At 37.3% G+C, this 16,315-nt stretch carries 15 protein-coding genes; 7 read left to right on the forward strand and 8 right to left on the reverse strand.

What is annotated here, in order from left to right; translation table 11 throughout:
* Positions 1 to 477 precede the first annotated feature (477 nt).
* Genes WJR50_RS21925 through WJR50_RS21935 form a run of 3 tightly spaced genes read left to right on the forward strand, consistent with a single transcriptional unit; the run spans position 478 to position 3,913 of the window.
* Positions 478 to 1,398 carry a mechanosensitive ion channel family protein gene (locus WJR50_RS21925; protein WP_341295467.1) on the forward strand — a complete coding sequence of 307 codons (921 nt, stop codon included), beginning with the start codon at positions 478 to 480 and terminating at the stop codon, positions 1,396 to 1,398.
* 6 nt (positions 1,399 to 1,404) lie between these two features.
* Entirely contained in the window at positions 1,405 to 3,297 is a 1,893-nt protein-coding gene (gene serA / locus WJR50_RS21930) for a phosphoglycerate dehydrogenase (protein ID WP_341295468.1), read from the forward strand.
* Between the two features lie 40 nt (positions 3,298 to 3,337).
* The gene (locus WJR50_RS21935; RefSeq protein WP_341295482.1) at positions 3,338 to 3,913 is read left to right on the forward strand and encodes a sugar transferase; all 576 of its coding nucleotides are present in this window, start codon (positions 3,338 to 3,340) and stop codon (positions 3,911 to 3,913) included.
* A 6-nt stretch (positions 3,914 to 3,919) separates the two neighbouring features.
* Here the strand turns inward: WJR50_RS21935 and WJR50_RS21940 are convergent, their stop codons facing one another.
* The 5 genes from WJR50_RS21940 to WJR50_RS21960 form a co-directional block, all read right to left on the reverse strand.
* Entirely contained in the window at positions 3,920 to 4,843 is a 924-nt protein-coding gene (locus WJR50_RS21940) for a hypothetical protein (protein WP_341295469.1), read from the reverse strand.
* A gap of 4 nt (positions 4,844 to 4,847) precedes the next feature.
* Positions 4,848 to 5,387: an RNA polymerase sigma factor gene (locus WJR50_RS21945; protein WP_341295470.1), complete on the reverse strand. Its 540-nt coding sequence runs from the start codon at positions 5,385 to 5,387 to the stop codon at positions 4,848 to 4,850.
* 265 nt (positions 5,388 to 5,652) lie between these two features.
* A complete protein-coding gene (locus WJR50_RS21950; RefSeq protein WP_341295471.1) occupies positions 5,653 to 6,111 on the reverse strand; it encodes a c-type cytochrome in 459 nt (152 codons plus the stop codon).
* Between the two features lie 5 nt (positions 6,112 to 6,116).
* Positions 6,117 to 6,800, reverse strand: a complete 684-nt coding sequence (locus tag WJR50_RS21955) for an SCO family protein (protein ID WP_341295472.1) — start codon at positions 6,798 to 6,800, stop codon at positions 6,117 to 6,119.
* A gap of 168 nt (positions 6,801 to 6,968) precedes the next feature.
* Entirely contained in the window at positions 6,969 to 7,679 is a 711-nt protein-coding gene (locus WJR50_RS21960) for a sensor histidine kinase (protein WP_341295473.1), read from the reverse strand.
* A gap of 589 nt (positions 7,680 to 8,268) precedes the next feature.
* On the opposite strand from WJR50_RS21960, the gene WJR50_RS21965 reads away from it, so the two are divergent.
* Positions 8,269 to 9,306 carry a hypothetical protein gene (locus tag WJR50_RS21965; protein ID WP_341295474.1) on the forward strand — a complete coding sequence of 346 codons (1,038 nt, stop codon included), beginning with the start codon at positions 8,269 to 8,271 and terminating at the stop codon, positions 9,304 to 9,306.
* Between the two features lie 14 nt (positions 9,307 to 9,320).
* The gene (locus WJR50_RS21970) at positions 9,321 to 12,119 is read left to right on the forward strand and encodes a CHAT domain-containing protein (RefSeq protein WP_341295475.1); all 2,799 of its coding nucleotides are present in this window, start codon (positions 9,321 to 9,323) and stop codon (positions 12,117 to 12,119) included.
* Here the strand turns inward: WJR50_RS21970 and WJR50_RS21975 are convergent.
* Together WJR50_RS21975 and WJR50_RS21980 are read right to left on the reverse strand one after the other, a co-directional pair.
* Positions 12,087 to 12,929 carry a tetratricopeptide repeat protein gene (locus WJR50_RS21975; RefSeq protein ID WP_341295476.1) on the reverse strand — a complete coding sequence of 281 codons (843 nt, stop codon included), beginning with the start codon at positions 12,927 to 12,929 and terminating at the stop codon, positions 12,087 to 12,089. The two genes, WJR50_RS21970 and WJR50_RS21975, sit on opposite strands and share 33 nt — an antisense overlap.
* Complete coding sequence (locus tag WJR50_RS21980) at positions 12,922 to 13,533, reverse strand: RNA polymerase sigma factor (protein ID WP_341295477.1); 612 nt, start codon at positions 13,531 to 13,533, stop codon at positions 12,922 to 12,924. Before WJR50_RS21980 ends, WJR50_RS21975 begins: the two co-directional genes overlap by 8 nt.
* Positions 13,534 to 13,698: 165 nt before the next feature.
* Between WJR50_RS21980 and WJR50_RS21985 the strand changes: the two genes are divergently transcribed.
* Positions 13,699 to 14,397: a hypothetical protein gene (locus tag WJR50_RS21985; protein WP_341295478.1), complete on the forward strand. Its 699-nt coding sequence runs from the start codon at positions 13,699 to 13,701 to the stop codon at positions 14,395 to 14,397.
* Here WJR50_RS21985 and WJR50_RS21990 read toward each other — a convergent pair.
* Entirely contained in the window at positions 14,384 to 15,028 is a 645-nt protein-coding gene (locus WJR50_RS21990; protein ID WP_341295479.1) for an HAD family hydrolase, read from the reverse strand. The genes WJR50_RS21985 and WJR50_RS21990 overlap by 14 nt on opposite strands.
* A 115-nt stretch (positions 15,029 to 15,143) precedes the next feature.
* On the opposite strand from WJR50_RS21990, the gene WJR50_RS21995 reads away from it, so the two are divergent.
* Positions 15,144 to 16,241: a transporter substrate-binding domain-containing protein gene (locus WJR50_RS21995; RefSeq protein WP_341295480.1), complete on the forward strand. Its 1,098-nt coding sequence runs from the start codon at positions 15,144 to 15,146 to the stop codon at positions 16,239 to 16,241.
* The last annotated feature ends 74 nt before the right edge of the window (positions 16,242 to 16,315 follow it).

Here is a 16,315-nt window from a genome sequence, read left to right on the forward strand (position 1 = left end):
GGTTTATTTGTAGAGAATTACCACTATTTTTGAAAAAACCTTAGCGGGTAAGCTTTTTCGCTTCTGCTGATCATTTGCCAAAAGCAACTTAGAAATTCCTTCCTTAGACCGCAGCACTTACCCAAATTCTCCTGAGCTTTTAAGCAAAAGATGCTGAGCAGTCGGACAAAAAGTACGGAGTTTTTCTACTAAAGACACTCACTTTTTCCCTCTCTTCTACGCTCTATTGCCGCATTTTTTCAATAAAAAAGCCTGACTGCTCAGGAAAGCAATCAGGCATGCACCGGGGACTTTGTCCTAATTTAGCAACAATCCGCTATACGATCAAAGTGTACTACCTTAGGCGCTGTAATAAAGTCCGGTAGATTCTCAATTAAAGCTGGTGAGGCTTCAGGATATGCTTCTTAACAAATACAGTGCAGCTACTTTATTTTATGTATCCTTTATGTAACTTTGATGCTCGTTAGCTTAAAGAGCATGGAACAGATTGTTAATTTTTGGGACAGCATCAAGGAAACAGTACTGGAGATACTTGGCATCTTCACCTACGAATTTACCAGGTTTGCAGGTGTACCTATCAGTATGTGGTCGCTTATCCAGTTCTTTACCTTTGTTTTTCTGCTCTTCTTTCTTACTGGCAAGTTTAATAAACTACTGGTAAACCGGATACTCGCCCGCTATAACCTGGACATAGGCGTACGGCAATCTATCGGAACCATCACCCGTTATATCCTGATTGTGCTGGGATTGTACGTCATTATTACGGCAGCAGGGATTAACTTGAACGCACTAACAGTACTATTCGGTGCATTGGGTGTTGGTATTGGTTTTGGTCTTCAGAACATTGTCAACAACTTTATTTCTGGGCTTATCATACTTTTTGAAAGACCCATCAAAGTAGGCGACCGCATAGAGGTGGCCGGTGTCAATGGTGATGTGGTAGACATCTCTGCCCGCTCTACAACAGTACTTACCAATGACAATATTTCTATCATTGTTCCCAATTCAGAATTCATATCATCTTCGGTAATTAACTGGAGTCATAACGACCGAAGGATACGCTTCAGGTTTCCGGTAGGTGTTTCGTACAAGGAAGATCCGGAAAAAGTAAGGGAGCTACTGCTGGAAGTAATGCAGGAAAATGAAGGGGTATTGAAGAGCCCTGCCCCTGATGTCTGGTTTGATGAGTTTGGAGACAGCTCTCTGAATTTTAACCTGATGGTATGGACCACCAAATTTGTCCAGCGTCCTGAGTTCCTCAAAAGTCAGCTTTATTATGCAATCTTTGCCAAGTTTAAACAACATCATATTGAAATACCCTTTCCTCAACGTGATCTGCACGTGAAGAGTGGGGAGTTATCTGTATCTACAAAAAAAGAAAACGGACTAGCAAACTAAATTTACATGAAGTCAGATAAGTATTTTGTCTTTGATTTTGACAGTACTTTTACCAAGGTAGAAGCGTTAGACATCCTTTGCGAGATCTCACTAAAGGGTAATCCTGCCAAAGACCATATCCTAAAGCAGGTGCAGGATATTACCAATACCTGTATGGAAGGCAACCTTTCCTTCCGTGAATCTCTGGAGCAAAGACTTGCATTGCTCAATGCCCACAAGAAACATCTCGCCCCTCTGATTGATTACCTCAAGGAGAATGTGTCGGTATCTTTCAAGCGCAACCGTGAGTTCTTTCAGACTTACTCGGATAACATTTATATTATTTCCAACGGCTTCAAGAGCTTCATCGTACCTATTGTGAAAGAGTACGGTGTAAAGGAAGCACATGTCTTTGCCAATGAGTTTGAATTTGATGAGGAAGGAAATATCATAGGTTATGACCAGACCAACCACTTATCAGGAGATGACGGAAAGTCGCAGATCATCAAAAGCCTTGATCTTCACGGAGATGTATATGTAATTGGGGATGGCTACAATGACTATAAGATCAAAGCTGCTGGTTTTGCCAATAAATTTTATGCCTTTACCGAGAATATTGAAAGAAAAAGCATACTGGAAAAGGCCGATCACATTACTCCTTCACTAGACGAATTTTTATACTTAAACAAAATGAACACTGCAATCTCTTATCCTAAGAATAGAATCAACGTCCTATTACTTGAAAATATCCACCCTGACGCGGAGAAAAAGCTTCGTGAAGAAGGCTATAATGTAGAAATTCATCCTGCTGCCATGGATGAAGAAGAACTGGCAGAGCGCATTAAAAACGTGTCTATTTTAGGTATTCGTTCCAAAACGCACGTTACCGAGAAGGTACTGGAGAATGCCAACCGCCTCATTGCATTGGGTGCTTTCTGCATTGGCACCAACCAGATTGACCTGGAAGCCTGCCTGAAGAAAGGCGTAGCCGTATTCAATGCACCTTACAGCAATACCCGTTCGGTAGTAGAAATGGCTATAGCCGAGATCATCTTCCTGATGCGTGGCTTCCATGACAAAAGCATGGGCATGCATCAGGGCAAATGGATGAAATCTGCATCCAACAGTAATGAAGTAAGAGGTAAGAAGCTTGGTATCATTGGTTATGGTAGTATAGGAGCACAATTATCTGTACTGGCCGAGAATCTGGGTATGGATGTTTATTATTATGACCTGATTGAAAAGCTGGCCTTGGGAAATGCCACCAAGTGCAGCAGCATGGAAGAACTGCTGGGTCTGGTAGATATAGTCACGCTTCATGTGGATGGAAGGGTAAGCAATAAGAATTTCATTGATGCAAAAGCTTTTAGTCAAATGAAAGATGGCATGATTCTGCTGAATCTTAGCCGTGGTTCAATAGTAGATATCAAAGCCCTCAAAGAGAATATTGAAAGTGGCAAGATAAGAGGTGCAGCCATTGATGTGTTTCCTGAAGAGCCTAAAAGCAATGATGAAGAATTTATTTCTGAACTAAGAGGACTCCCCAACGTTGTGCTTACCCCTCACATCGGCGGTAGTACGCTGGAAGCACAGGAGAACATAGCCGATTTTGTACCTAACAAAATCATTGAATATGTGAATACGGGTAGCACTACTAATAGTGTCAACTTCCCCAATGTACAGTTACCTCTCTTACAAAATGCTCACCGCCTGATGCACATTCACTTAAATGTACCTGGCGTACTGGCTAAGATTAGTAATGTTCTGGCTGAGCATGACATCAATGTAGTGGGACAATACCTCAAAACCAATGAGACGATTGGCTATGTTATTATTGACATTGATAAAGCTTATGACGATTCAGTGATACAGGCCCTGAAGAGCATTGATAACACCATCAGGTTCAGGGTACTTTATTAATAATCAAATCAGGTTTACATTGTATACTGGCAAACGTACATTGGATATTATAATATCTATTCCTACAGTTATTATTGCTGCTCCAATTGTATTGTTTGCTGCATTCTTGATCAGCTTATTATCCGGGTCTTATCCTTTTTTTCTACAGGAAAGACCCGGGTACTTAGGTAAACCGTTCACATTGTACAAATTAAGAACAATGTTTAAGAAAGGTGAATTCAGAAATTATAGGATACTAAACAACATAGGTAAGCTACTCCGAACTTTTTCAATAGATGAGCTTCCTCAATTTTTGAATGTGCTTAAAGGCGATATGTCAGTAGTAGGACCACGGCCTTTACTAATAGGGTATTTACCTTTGTACAACCCTTTTCAAAGACAAAGACACAATGTGAAGCCTGGTATAACTGGTTGGGCACAGATAAACGGAAGAAATGGACTTATCTGGCAGAAGCGTTTTGAACTTGACGTTTGGTATACTAAAAATCATTCCTTAACGCTAGATTTTTACATTATTGTAAAAACAATTATGGAACTTTTAAGACCTAAAAATGTCAAGCCTTCAGGACTTAAAGATCACGAAAAATTTAAAGGAAATAAGGTTGATAGTTGTTAAAACAGTTTATTCACTAATCTTGGACAGAATATTAATTATGCTGCTATCCTGAATAGCCTCAAGAGGTGACACTTCATTTTGCTCTAGTTTGAGCTTGTAATAAGATCCATTGTATTCAAGAAATAATCTTCTGTTATCTTCCTGATTCAGGGCTATAACCTTGTAGGGTATCCCCTGAAAATCACCATGTAGATACAATTTATTGTTGAATAACTGATAATGGAAAGTATACTTGCTATCTAATAAAGTCTCTATCTCTACTTCTGCATTAGATGCCTCAGAAGCCTGCAAAAGCGTTTTATCAGGAACTTCAAAGTCATCATAATCTATCTGCTGGCTATCTTCTTTGAAATGACTTAACACATCTGGTCTGACAAAATTTGGAATTTCATTTTTATCAGACACGGGTGTAGGTGCCGATTTTAACTCCATTTCGTTTCTTTCAGCCTCATTTGATTGTAATCTATTTACATTATTATCAGTAGAAGCAGTCATAGCTTCTTCACCGGGCTGTTCGTCTTTAAACTCTGCAATAGGAAGCTTAGGTTGGAGATTCTCCAGAGGAATGATAGAATTTTTCTCGGAAATTTCAATATCATCTGAATAAATTACAGGCTCAATATCGTTATCATAATTAGTATAAAAATAAATACCACCGGCAAGAAAAATGAAGGAGGAGACAATTGCTGCTAGCTGAATTCCAGTAAACTCGTACCATAAACTGGTATTGACAGGAACTTGATTTAGCCGACCCTTCAAATAAGAGCGCCGAGCCTCTCCAAGTGAGAAGTAAATATCTTGTTGTAATTTTACCTCACTGCGAAGGAGTGGATCCTGACGGAACTCGTCTTCCAAAGAGATTTTTTCATTTTTTGATAATCTACCTTTAAGATAATCATCAAATTTATCCGAATAGATAAAGTCTTCCATAGGCTTAATCTAAAAAGTCACTTTCTGAATACTTTGATTTAATGAGACTATCCAGTCTCTTTTTACATTTATATTTTTTAGTTTTAGCTGTTTCTGTATTAGCTAAACCTAATTTGTCTGCTATATCCTGCATTGACATATCGTCAAAATAGTAGTACATCAAAATCTTTTTACAGGTATCACCCAATTGATCAATACAGTTACGAATAATGTGACTTCTTTCTTCACTTTCGTGGTCTAAATATTCAGCTTCATCCTTTTCCTCATTAGAAAGTCGGCTTTTTCTTTCTAATTCCTTTCGCCATAAATTCAAACAAACACTATATAGATATGTGCTGATTTTAGAAGTCAACACCAACTGATTACTGATCACTTTTTGCCAAAAAACAATTAGCGCATCTTGATAAATGTCTTTAGCCTCCTGCTCTGTGCCATTATTTTTTAATATGATGTTGGTCATCATTTTGTAGTATTTACGGTACAGATAGTCAAGGGCTTTTTCATCACCTTTGTTTATTCTTTCAAGTACAACGCTATCCTTCATTGCAAAAAGCCTTCAATGGTTAATACGATAACTCTCAATAAGGTAACCCTTCATGTAATATTAGAATTGTATAAAAGCTAATATGTTTTATGAATCTGGACAAACGTAGGTACTGATTTCTTACAATAACACAGTCTATTATTTCTTAAAACACAATTTAGTAGCGCTTGAGATAGAATAAAAACTTGAAACAATGCAGACTTATACATGTGCCAAAAAATGTATATTTAATTATTTAATGAAATTATATAAATATATATATCTTCTATTCACATGTTTTTAAGTAGCCAGAAGCTTCTTTCACTGAAATATAACCTTTTTCATTGCCCCAGGAATTCAATATATAAGTAGTAATCTGAGCGATTTCTAAATCTGTCAATTGCTTATTTGCAGGCATCTTTTGATTGTAGCTTTCACCGTTTACAATTATTTCACCAGCCAGGCCATATTTGATTGTGCAAACTGTACGATTAACATCTTCAAGCATGTAATCTGCCTTAGCTAGAGGAGGAATAAGCCGTCCTAATCCACTACCATCATCCTGATGACAGTTGCTACAGTGTTGCTTATATAATTGCTGTCCATACACGATATACTGCTTAAAGTGCATCTTTTCCGTTGTACTCAGTTCGCTTATAGCAGCACTTTCATTTTGGTTTGTACAAGCAGCTAAGATCAATACAAAAAAAGAGGTTAAAATTAATGTTAAAGCCTTTTTATACATATTTATCAGACTTCTCTTTTCTGCTTATGATTCTCCTCTAATAGTTTTTTGATGTCTTTGATAAGAAGATCAACCTGATCTGGCTGAGTTCCATCATACATTCCCCGGATATGTTTTTCTTTATCAACTAAAATGAATGCGCCACTATGGATAAAACCTCCTGGCTCTTCTTCATCTTCCATGGCAGTAACCATATAGCTCTTTAAGCCTATCTCGTATATTTTATCTTTTTCTCCCGTTACAAAATGCCATTTGTCACTTGACACACCTAGACGCTCCGCATAATTATGCAGTAAAGCTACTGTATCATATTGAGGATCAATAGTATGGGACAGTAAAGCTACCTCATCAATATCTTTATAAGCTTCATAAACTCTAAGCATTTGCGTTTTCATGACCGGACAAATGGTAGGGCAAGAGGTAAAGAAAAAATCAGTTACATAAATTTTATCTTCAAAAGTAGATGGGGTAATAATACTGCTATCTTGGTCTACAAATTGAAAATCTGCTACTTTGTGATAAAGTGTATCAACAACCGTTTGTTCGTTAACAGTCTTTTCCACATAATCATGTCTGCCAAGATAGGGTAAAGTAGCGCTAGAATTAGCGTCTTCGGTACTTGAGGTACATGCTATCACATAAGTACTCAGAACAAATACAAATAAGTAGGAATTAATTTTAGCTCTCATCTGGTCTTTTTTGTAGTAAGATATCTTCAAACAAATTATTAACAAGTTGAATTCAAGAATATCGCTTAAAATTTATGACATATTGATTTTGAACTAAAATTTTCAAAAAAAATAGGTCTGCCAGCTTATGCTAACAGACCTTAGTCAGTTAAAGGTATTGAATAGATTCTAAATTCTATCTCTCAAGGGCAAATTGACAAAAAAGTTTGATCCATTTCCTTCCTGACTTTCATACCAAATACTTCCCTGATGGCGCTCTATAATATTTTTTGCTAAGTACAAACCTAATCCACTTGACTCTTCTCCTTCGGTTCCTCTTCTGGTAGCTTTGCTGAATTTATTAAAAATATAGGGACGCAATTTTTTGGGAATTCCAATTCCCTGATCTGAAACCGAAATATTCGCAACGTTTGCGTATTTGACCAATTTAACAATTACCTGCCCATTTGAATAAGAAAATTTACAGGCATTTGTAAGTAGTTGTTCCAGTACTTTAGCAATCGCATGTTCATCAATATAAATGTAGATTTCCTCATCAAGATCCTCATATACGATATTTACATTTTTCTCTTTGAAAGTCTGAGCAGGATATTCTTCTACAATTTTTCTGATAATGCTGTTAAGTACCACCGTTTTTGGAGTCTGCTCGTAATCTTCATCAAAACATGAGTCAATAGAGATCATGTTGTGAATAATACTTTTGATAGAATCGCAATCTCTTTCAATAGTCTGAAAAAATTTCCGGCTATCTTCATCCAGATCTTTTTCAAAGTTTTTGTAGAGTGTATAATTACAAGAACGGATTCTGGCTAACATACCCTTGAGATCACGACCTATTTGGACTAATATCTCTTCATTGGTTTCGGCACTTTTGATCATCAGCGATAATTTATTGTTACTGCAATCATTGTCTGTTTTTACAATTTTAAGAAAGCCTTAACAAAAAAAATTACAAAAACAGTATGCTAACTGCCAATGTAATTTCTAAGCTCACAAAAAAGTGTATTTGTATTATATTAAGATTTGCTCAGTGCAGATAGCATTATGAAGCCCTTTGATAAAATATCAGCGTATAAGTGTCTTCGCAGAATTCTTTTTTACAGCTTGAAAAAGCCAAAAATGATCAGAAGGTTTCCTGCTATAGTTTTTTTCTTCTGTTAAGTAAATTGATAGATGAAAATAATAGAATTGTTATTAATGATTATCCATAAGGATCATTTCCAATAACAAGTGTTATCACACCCACATCCAAGATTTCAATTACACTCCTGCGATCACTTCTCAAATTCATATTAAAAAAGTAGAAATGTAAATTAAATACTTATAATTTTATACAAGGATTGGCTACATAAAATGAGAGGATTTAATTAACATGCTCAAAAAATAATAAAATTTGAAAATTCTCTCTAATCCAGTTTACATTTTCAGCTTTTGCATACACTAATACTTACATACTAAACCTTAAACTATGTACTACACTATTAGACCTACATTGATATGGGTCCTATTATTCTTTTTATTCATCTCCTGCGAAGAAATTTGTGATTGTGACCCTACGCCCTGTTTATTTTCTTATGATGGAGTTTCTTATACCCCTACAGACAATGGTGAGCAGCTTATTTCACCAACTTTTACTGAAGGAGAATCAGGGGGCACCTTCAGTGCTTCTCCATCAGGTCTAGCCCTGAATGATTCAACAGGAGAGATCAATGTAAATAACAGTACCCCTGGAGAATATACCATTACTTATAACCCTGAAAATGATGAACCTAGCTGTAGTACCACAATAGTCATACAAGAGCCTGAGCCAGTGATCACAGAATGCAAGCTTGATTATGGAAGAACTTTGTTTATTCCAGGAGAGGATATGTTTGCATCTCCTCAGGATACAGATCAGGAGGAATTAAAAGGGACATTCAGTGCGAAGCCCAATGGACTTGATATTGACGCTGAGACTGGAATTATTAACGTTGAATTAAGTGAACCCGGTTTACTTTATGAGGTAAGCTTTATCTCGGATGATAGTCTTACGCGTTGTACTACTCAGATTTTGATAGCAGGAATTGATTACCCTGATATTATTGTAGATTTCAGCGATCCTGAAGTATCTTCTTCAATAGAACCTGTAGTTAATCGTGGTAACCCAGATTTTGTAGCTGAAATAGAATTTGATCCTACCGGACAGGCGGTTGAGCAAGGAATATCTTTTGAAGAGGTCACTCAGGAAAATTCTCCTGGAACGATCAACCTTCGTCAGACTTTTATTAACCTAGAACAACTGGGCGTAGAAATTACCGATGGCTTTAGCAGAGAATTTATTATTCCTTATATCTACAGGGGTGGAAATGTAGTAGTTGAAGGAAGTATCCCTATACAGATATATTGGTTTGCAGAGGAAGTTCCTGAGGAACTTCAACAATGGATCGGCAGAAAAGATCAGGAGTCAGACAATGGAAGACTAATGCACCGACACTCCATTATGGTTGGTGTGAATAAGTATCAGTAAACCCATTAGTATGTATGTACTTATTAAGGCAGCTTACTTTTTCAATTCTAGTACTCTTCTTATTTACTATAAAAGTACATGCACAAAACCTGCTTATGGAAGAGGCTTATAGCCACTTTCGTACTGCAGATAGTCTTTTTAGTTTGCCGGAAGCTACTCCTGATACAGATAGTCTATCAATTCATAGTTTTCAACAAGCCATTCAAAGTTTTGGAGAAGATAGCTTACACCTTCAGGTAGAAGCACATCAAAAAATCGGTAATCTGTACGAAATAAGTCTTCTCTTTGATAGTGCTTTGTACCATTACAAAAGCTCTTTAAACAAAGCGCAATTACTTGCCCCACCGGCAGACACATTGAAATTTTATGCTAATCTGTACTGTGGAGATGCTTTTCAATACCTGGAAATGTATGATTCTGCCCAATACTTTTATAGTCAGGCAGAAGATCAGATGCCTCCTAATATTAAAGAGACAGAATCAGCCCGGTTGTATAATTCTTCCGGGCTCTTGCAATTTCATGTAGGAAACTACCAACAGGCAATAAATTATCTTGAGAAAGGAGCTTCTTTGATTAGGAACAATTCCTACGCAGAATTTATCATCAAGAATAACCTTGCTATTGCATACGATAAGCTCGGAAGATACAATACATCCATTCCTATCTATAAATCATTGCTTTCAAATAAAAATATTCCTTATGCAGTATATCAGAATATAGGCAAGGCTTACGGTGAACTGGGTGAGTACGACAGCGCTAAACTGTATCTTTTCAAAGCCACTCTTAGTCAAGATAGCAACACCAAACTTGCAGCATTAAATAACCTGGGGAATGTATATTATCAAAACAATCAAATAGATTCTGCGAGATCACTCTATCAACGATCATTAGAAACTAACCTAGCTTATTCCAACCAATCTCTAATCAATCTGGCAGGTGCATACACAGGTTTGGCTACAATAGAATTGAATAATCGGGAAGCAGAAGAGGCGTTAAAACTTTTTCAGAGCGCTTTAGGTACGATTGCTTTCAACTTTGACAACCAAGATTATTACACAAATCCAGATGATCTATTTTCTGGGTTGTCTCTGCTCACTCTTTTCAAAATCTATAATGGAAAAGGTAATGCATTTAAGTATTTGTATGACCAAGACACTTCCCTCCTTGCTTTAGAAGCTTCTTTACAGAATTATGACAATGCAATTCAAGTGGCGAGGTACATTCAGAAGACTTATGATAATGATGAAGCTAAGCTTTTTCTGGTTCAAAATGTTTATCCGGTATATGAAATCGCGATTAGCACTGCATATCAACTTTATAGATTAACTGAAGATCAAAAATATATTCACCAGGCATTTCAGTACTCTGAATATAGCAAAGCAGCAATACTTTCAGAAATTCTTGACGATCTGGAAATCAAGTCCTCATTACCCAACATTGACAGTTTTATACAAGCCGAGAAACGGCAAAAACAACTTATTTCTCAATTGAGGCTTCAGTTGATTGAATCTCAAGATTCCAGTAAAATCAGTGACCTCAGGACCAAGTTAAACGATCTGGAAATCAATCTCGCCAGAACAATCAGATCATTACAATCTGATGAAAAGTATTACAGGCTTAAGTATCAGGAAGATACTCTTCATGCTTCCGAAATACAGCGTACTTTACTGAATCAGGATGATGCACTGATTGAATATTTTTTGGGTAAGGATAACCTGTATAGTTTTTTGCTCACAAAAGAAGATTTTCTGATAGAAGCTCAGCCTGTTGACTCAACTTTCACTAAGGCAATTACGAATGTTCAGACTGAACTTTATGAATATCAAATGGGCCAGGCTTATGGTCAGAGCAAGCAGGCTTACATACTTTACCAGCAACTTATTGAGCCTTTCAATTCCATAATCTTCAACAAGGAAAGGTTAATCATTGTACCCGATGGACAGTTGAATTACATTCCTTTTGAAATGCTCAATGATGATCCTTCCAGTAATCATTACCTGATCTATGATCATGTATTCAGTTACGCCTACTCTGCCTCGCTACTGGAAGAAGCTGTAAAAACGCGTAAAGCACAAGAGTCCAATGGAGTTCTGGCCATGGCTCCTTTTGCAGGGGATGAGGAAGGGAATATCCGTAGCAATGGTTTCAGTCTGCTATTCGGTTCTAAAGAAGAGGTTGAGAATATAGGAGGAAGTATTTACCTGGAAAATCAGGCTACCAAACGACTCTTTCTGGAGCTAGTAAGCTCATACGGTGTTATTCATTTGGCAACGCATGCCAGTATTGACAACAATGACCCGCTACAATCTTTCATAGCATTTTATCCCAATGAGGATGAATCTCTGGCAGGCTATCGTCTGTATACTCAGGAATTGTATAACCTACAACTAGACAGTGTCAAACTAGTTGTGCTAAGTGCCTGTGAAGCGGGGAATGGTCAGTTAGTAAGAGGAGAAGGGGTAATTAGCCTGGCAAGAGCTTTTGCCTATGCAGGATGCCCAAATATAGTGACTACGCTGTGGAAAGCGCAGGATAAATCTACCGCTACTATAGCGACAAAATTACATACCTATCTAAAGCAGGGATATACAAAAGACAGGGCATTACGACAGGCTAAACTGGATTACCTGACTTCAGAAGATATTCATCCCTTATTGAAAACCCCTTATTACTGGGCCAACTTTGTGTTTATTGGGGATGCTGCTCCGATTTATGAAAGTTCTAATGCCTGGATTTGGTGGAGTTTAGCAGGGCTGCTAATCCTGGCAGTGCTGTATTGGTTAGTTAAAAAGTTTTTCCTTAAACTGAAGTAAGTTCAACTTCATCATAAAAGTACCACTTATTAAATTATCATAGTAAGGATAATGCTCATCTAAATCTTTTAAAATAGGAAGAGCCTGATCATATTCTCCTTCATGAATGTAGGTTAATGCTAATTTATAGGAAGACTCCTGTTGCAAAAAATCATTCTCGCCTTCCAGTTCCTTATCCACGACAATCTGTTGGTAAATATCTATTGCCTGATCGTATTGATTGAGTTGAAGATAAGAAGCAGCTGCATAATATTTTTCTAATGAGGTAGGTGAATCCAGAGTATTGTAAATTTCTGCTACCTGCATGAATTCATGTTGCTGGTAAGCATCCAGTAAAGCAGTCTGACTAGCTGTTTCACCACCACCTCTGGTTACTTCACTTAGATCACTTAGTGCGATGTTGTCAGCATATAAACCTTCAGGACTCACCATTAGAGTCTGTATTGCCACAAATGCTACCAGAAGGAGCGCAATACCAGCGGCTATCCTATAGCTGTATTGAACAAATGAGAGCTTTCTGATTTTAACATCAGAAGTATAAGAAGCCTCATTGGTCTTAACCTGCTCGCTTTCAGTATGGATTTTTGTCTCATACTCTTCCTTAAGCATACGTTCACGTATCTGCCTGACCTCCATTCTAAGGCCACGGTAATGTAACGCTTCTTTTGCTATTTCAGTGTTATCAACTTCTTCTCGTAGGTCGGCATTTTGAGCTAGCTGGTACTCAAAAGACTTATGTTCATCCTCCGTCATCTTACCTCGCAGGTAACGGTCTATTTTTTCTGACAGTTGTATTGCTTGATCATCCATGGACAAATAAACTTTTAAAGTGCTGTTTCATATCTTCGTTAGCGTCCAGTAGGGCATGCATTTTTTTCATGCACTTATACTTCATATTTCGGGCAATCTGTTCGTTTTCATAACCCATTTCCTGATAGATCTCTTTCATTGGCATTTCCTGATAATAAAAAAGATTGAGAATTTTTTGACAGTTCTCACCCAATTGAGCCACCAGGGAAGCTACCTGTTTCTTAACTTCGTTTTCCCGCAAACTTACGTGTACACTTTCTTCAATTTTTGGATTTTCATCATAATACTTAGTTTCACGATGTATAGCGCGGTTGCGTCTTTTCAATTCATTGAGCCATAGGTTTCGCATAATGGCATATAAAAAAGTCTTGACCTTACTATCTCCTCTAAATTTTCCTTGCCGTACGGTATCCATAAATACAACGATGCATTCCTGAAAAATATCTTCCGCATCTTGGTCATTTCCATTATTACTCCTGACATAACTAGCCAGGCTTTCAAAATAATTGGCGTATAAATAACGCACTGTAGGCTCAATCTTTTCACCGTTTCTGATACTATCAACAATAGTTTGATCAGAAACCTGATTTGCTGCCTTTTTCATTGCTATTGGTTAGTAGGTGCTGAAGCTTTGTTTGTAACCAAAATACTGAAATAAATTCAGTTATGATATGATTTACATTTTGAGTTAAGGAAATAGAGATTTAATTAAATATTTTCCTCAGAGGTTACATTTCTCCATGATAATTGACAAAAGAGAAAAAACCTCATGAAAACTCTTCTGTTAAGCGGTATTTTCTCTTTTATTGTGGTATTCTCCATTTTTATACAGGCTCATACTATTGTAGAGAATAACAGTATCCCAAGGCCCCTCATAGAAATGATAGATACGCTAACAGAGGAGTCCGAAACAATAAAAATGATATTTGATGAAGAAAAAGGGCAAATATATTGGCTGAGTTTTGTTGGCAATTTGCATACTGCAGCAGAAGACGGCAGCCATTATCAACATATCAACGCTGGCCAGACATTTTGGAGAGACATCACCTACATAGAGGACTTCTGCTTTAATGCTTCAAAAGACAGCCTATATTTTACCGATCTGATGGATTTGCAAAGCGGACACAGCGCTATCAAAATTACTGATGTAGAAGGTACTGGAGTAAAAGTTATTGTAACCTTAGAAAATGAAATTCCATATCATATTACGTTTTCTCCGGAACAGCACTTGCTATTCTACCTTTCTAAGGTTCACAAAAAAGGCATAGACTCATACCAACTGAGGTTTCTCAACCTTAAAGAAGGACAGAAAGGCACACTTTATAGCTCAAGATTACGAATCAACCAGCTTAGTTTTGATAAGAAGAATAAAGCTGTCAATATTCAAAACCAAAGGAATGAGCAATTTGCTTTTTCAGCAAATTTACAAAACTTTCAGGGAATTGCGGAAGCTATTAAGCCCGAGTAAGTTTTGTTTGATCAGATTTGTAGGGCTCCAGTTCGCCATCAGGCGTTATTAAAAATGCCTTCTCTGCATGGTCTAGAATCACCTCAGGATCGTCAGAATAAGCTTCTACGATTGTATAATTATTGTTACCAAATTGTTTATCAAGGCAGCGAATTTTCTCTTCTCCTTTACATGCTTCACCGTCAATTTTATAGGTATTTTCTACATACTTAGTTTTGGTATAAAAGTGATGGTCAACTTTCAATCGCTCAAAGAGAGGCCGCATATACACATCTAAACCACCTGAAATACAGATTACCTTTATCCCCTCCCTCTTCAGTTCTTCCACCCTATTCATGAGCTTTTCATTAAAATGTTGGGGGAACTCAATGTACCAATACTCTTTAGCAAACCTTGCCACAACCTTAGGGGATAAATTATCCAGATAGTTAAAAAAGTTTTCCTTAAATTCTGTCTGGTTGATCAAGCGGGCTTTGCCAATGATTTTGAATATGATAAGCTGAAAGATATTTAAGAGCTTATACCCTTTCTTAAAACATATATATTTGAAAAACTCTTCTTTAGAAGACTTACGGTAGAGCGTCCCATTGATATCAAAGACAGCTACCCTAGAATGATTTTGATCCGCCATAAAACAAAAAATAATATGATTCCAATTAAAAAAATAGCAGGAAAGTACTATCAAAGACAATTAACAAACGTATACGCAGCTTGTTTTTAACTGGAAAAATTATTTTTTTTTAGCCATGCGAAAATTTACCTTACTATTTTTATTATCTATTTATCTGTTCTCATCCCCTGTCTTAGCACAAAATGAAAGCAAATCAAGCTTACCAGATACAGTGACGGTGGGCATAAAGCCTTTGACTCCATTTGTTATTGACAACGCAGACAGTGTTTATAGCGGAATAAGCATCCTATTTTTTGAAAAAGTGGCGGAGGACTTAAATCTTATTTACCAGTACAAGTCTTACGATAATCTTGACACTCTGTTGAGTGCGATAACTTCTGATGAAATTGATCTGGCGGTAGGAGCAATTACCATTACCGATGAAAGGGAAACAAGGATGGATTTCACCCACTCCTATTTCTCTTCCGGCATGGGTGTAGCTATGAGACAGGGGCGGCAAGGTATCTTCTATCAACTCATGAATATTGCCTCCTGGGACTTTGTAAAAGCAGCAGCCATACTCTGTTTTGTCATACTCATATTCGGGTTTTTACTCTGGCTGTTTGAAAGGAAAAAAAATAAAGAAATGTTTGGAAGAGGTCGAATGCATGGCATAGGGAGCTCATTCTGGTGGTCTGCTGTAACGATGACCACTGTGGGCTATGGGGATAAGGCACCTATAACAGCTGGCGGTAGAGTTATTGCCTTTGTCTGGATGTTTACTGCAATAGTTGTTACCTCCACACTAACAGCTGCAATCGCATCCGCGCTTACAGTGAATACGCTAAGCCAAAATATCCAATCTATAGAGGACCTTGCAAATGTAGAAGTGGGAACAGTGAAGGGAAGCAATAGCGAGGAATATCTTACCAGGGAAGGGATATTTGCGTCATTATATGATTCTACTGAAGAGGCCCTGCAGGCATTACAAAATGAGGAGCTAAAAGTAGTAATTTACGATAAGCCCATTCTTCAGTATATTGTAAATCATTCAGAAGAGTATGAAGATCTGGAAATTCTGCCCAACAGAATACTTCCCAGTAATTATGGCTTTGCAATGCCTGAAAACAGCCCTCTACGAAATGAGTTGAATGTGGTGATTCTGAGAAAGCTTACTTCCCCTGAATACCGGAGCATAATTAATCGCTACATAGGTCGTGAAATCACTGACTAACTGATGTTACGCATGATTGGATTATAGTTGATTAAAGTTACGATATTAGCCAGAAAGAACCGAGCAGAATTTCA

Origin of the sequence: Catalinimonas locisalis, assembly GCF_038039535.1 — a bacterium.
Taxonomy (GTDB): domain Bacteria; phylum Bacteroidota; class Bacteroidia; order Cytophagales; family Cyclobacteriaceae; genus Catalinimonas.

What these genes read in the sequence shown, in the direction of transcription:
- WJR50_RS21965 (WP_341295474.1), top strand. Translation starts at nt 8,269, where the DNA reads ATGTACTACACTATTAGACCTACATTGATATGGGTCCTATTATTCTTT.
- WJR50_RS21955 (WP_341295472.1), bottom strand. Translation starts at nt 6,800, where the DNA reads ATGAGAGCTAAAATTAATTCCTACTTATTTGTATTTGTTCTGAGTACT.
- WJR50_RS21975 (WP_341295476.1), bottom strand. Translation starts at nt 12,929, where the DNA reads ATGGATGATCAAGCAATACAACTGTCAGAAAAAATAGACCGTTACCTG.
- WJR50_RS21980 (WP_341295477.1), bottom strand. Translation starts at nt 13,533, where the DNA reads ATGAAAAAGGCAGCAAATCAGGTTTCTGATCAAACTATTGTTGATAGT.
- WJR50_RS21995 (WP_341295480.1), top strand. Translation starts at nt 15,144, where the DNA reads ATGCGAAAATTTACCTTACTATTTTTATTATCTATTTATCTGTTCTCA.
- WJR50_RS21970 (WP_341295475.1), top strand. Translation starts at nt 9,321, where the DNA reads ATGTACTTATTAAGGCAGCTTACTTTTTCAATTCTAGTACTCTTCTTA.
- WJR50_RS21945 (WP_341295470.1), bottom strand. Translation starts at nt 5,387, where the DNA reads ATGAAGGATAGCGTTGTACTTGAAAGAATAAACAAAGGTGATGAAAAA.
- serA (WP_341295468.1), top strand. Translation starts at nt 1,405, where the DNA reads ATGAAGTCAGATAAGTATTTTGTCTTTGATTTTGACAGTACTTTTACC.
- WJR50_RS21985 (WP_341295478.1), top strand. Translation starts at nt 13,699, where the DNA reads ATGAAAACTCTTCTGTTAAGCGGTATTTTCTCTTTTATTGTGGTATTC.
- WJR50_RS21925 (WP_341295467.1), top strand. Translation starts at nt 478, where the DNA reads ATGGAACAGATTGTTAATTTTTGGGACAGCATCAAGGAAACAGTACTG.
- WJR50_RS21960 (WP_341295473.1), bottom strand. Translation starts at nt 7,679, where the DNA reads ATGATCAAAAGTGCCGAAACCAATGAAGAGATATTAGTCCAAATAGGT.
- WJR50_RS21950 (WP_341295471.1), bottom strand. Translation starts at nt 6,111, where the DNA reads ATGTATAAAAAGGCTTTAACATTAATTTTAACCTCTTTTTTTGTATTG.
- WJR50_RS21990 (WP_341295479.1), bottom strand. Translation starts at nt 15,028, where the DNA reads ATGGCGGATCAAAATCATTCTAGGGTAGCTGTCTTTGATATCAATGGG.
- WJR50_RS21940 (WP_341295469.1), bottom strand. Translation starts at nt 4,843, where the DNA reads ATGGAAGACTTTATCTATTCGGATAAATTTGATGATTATCTTAAAGGT.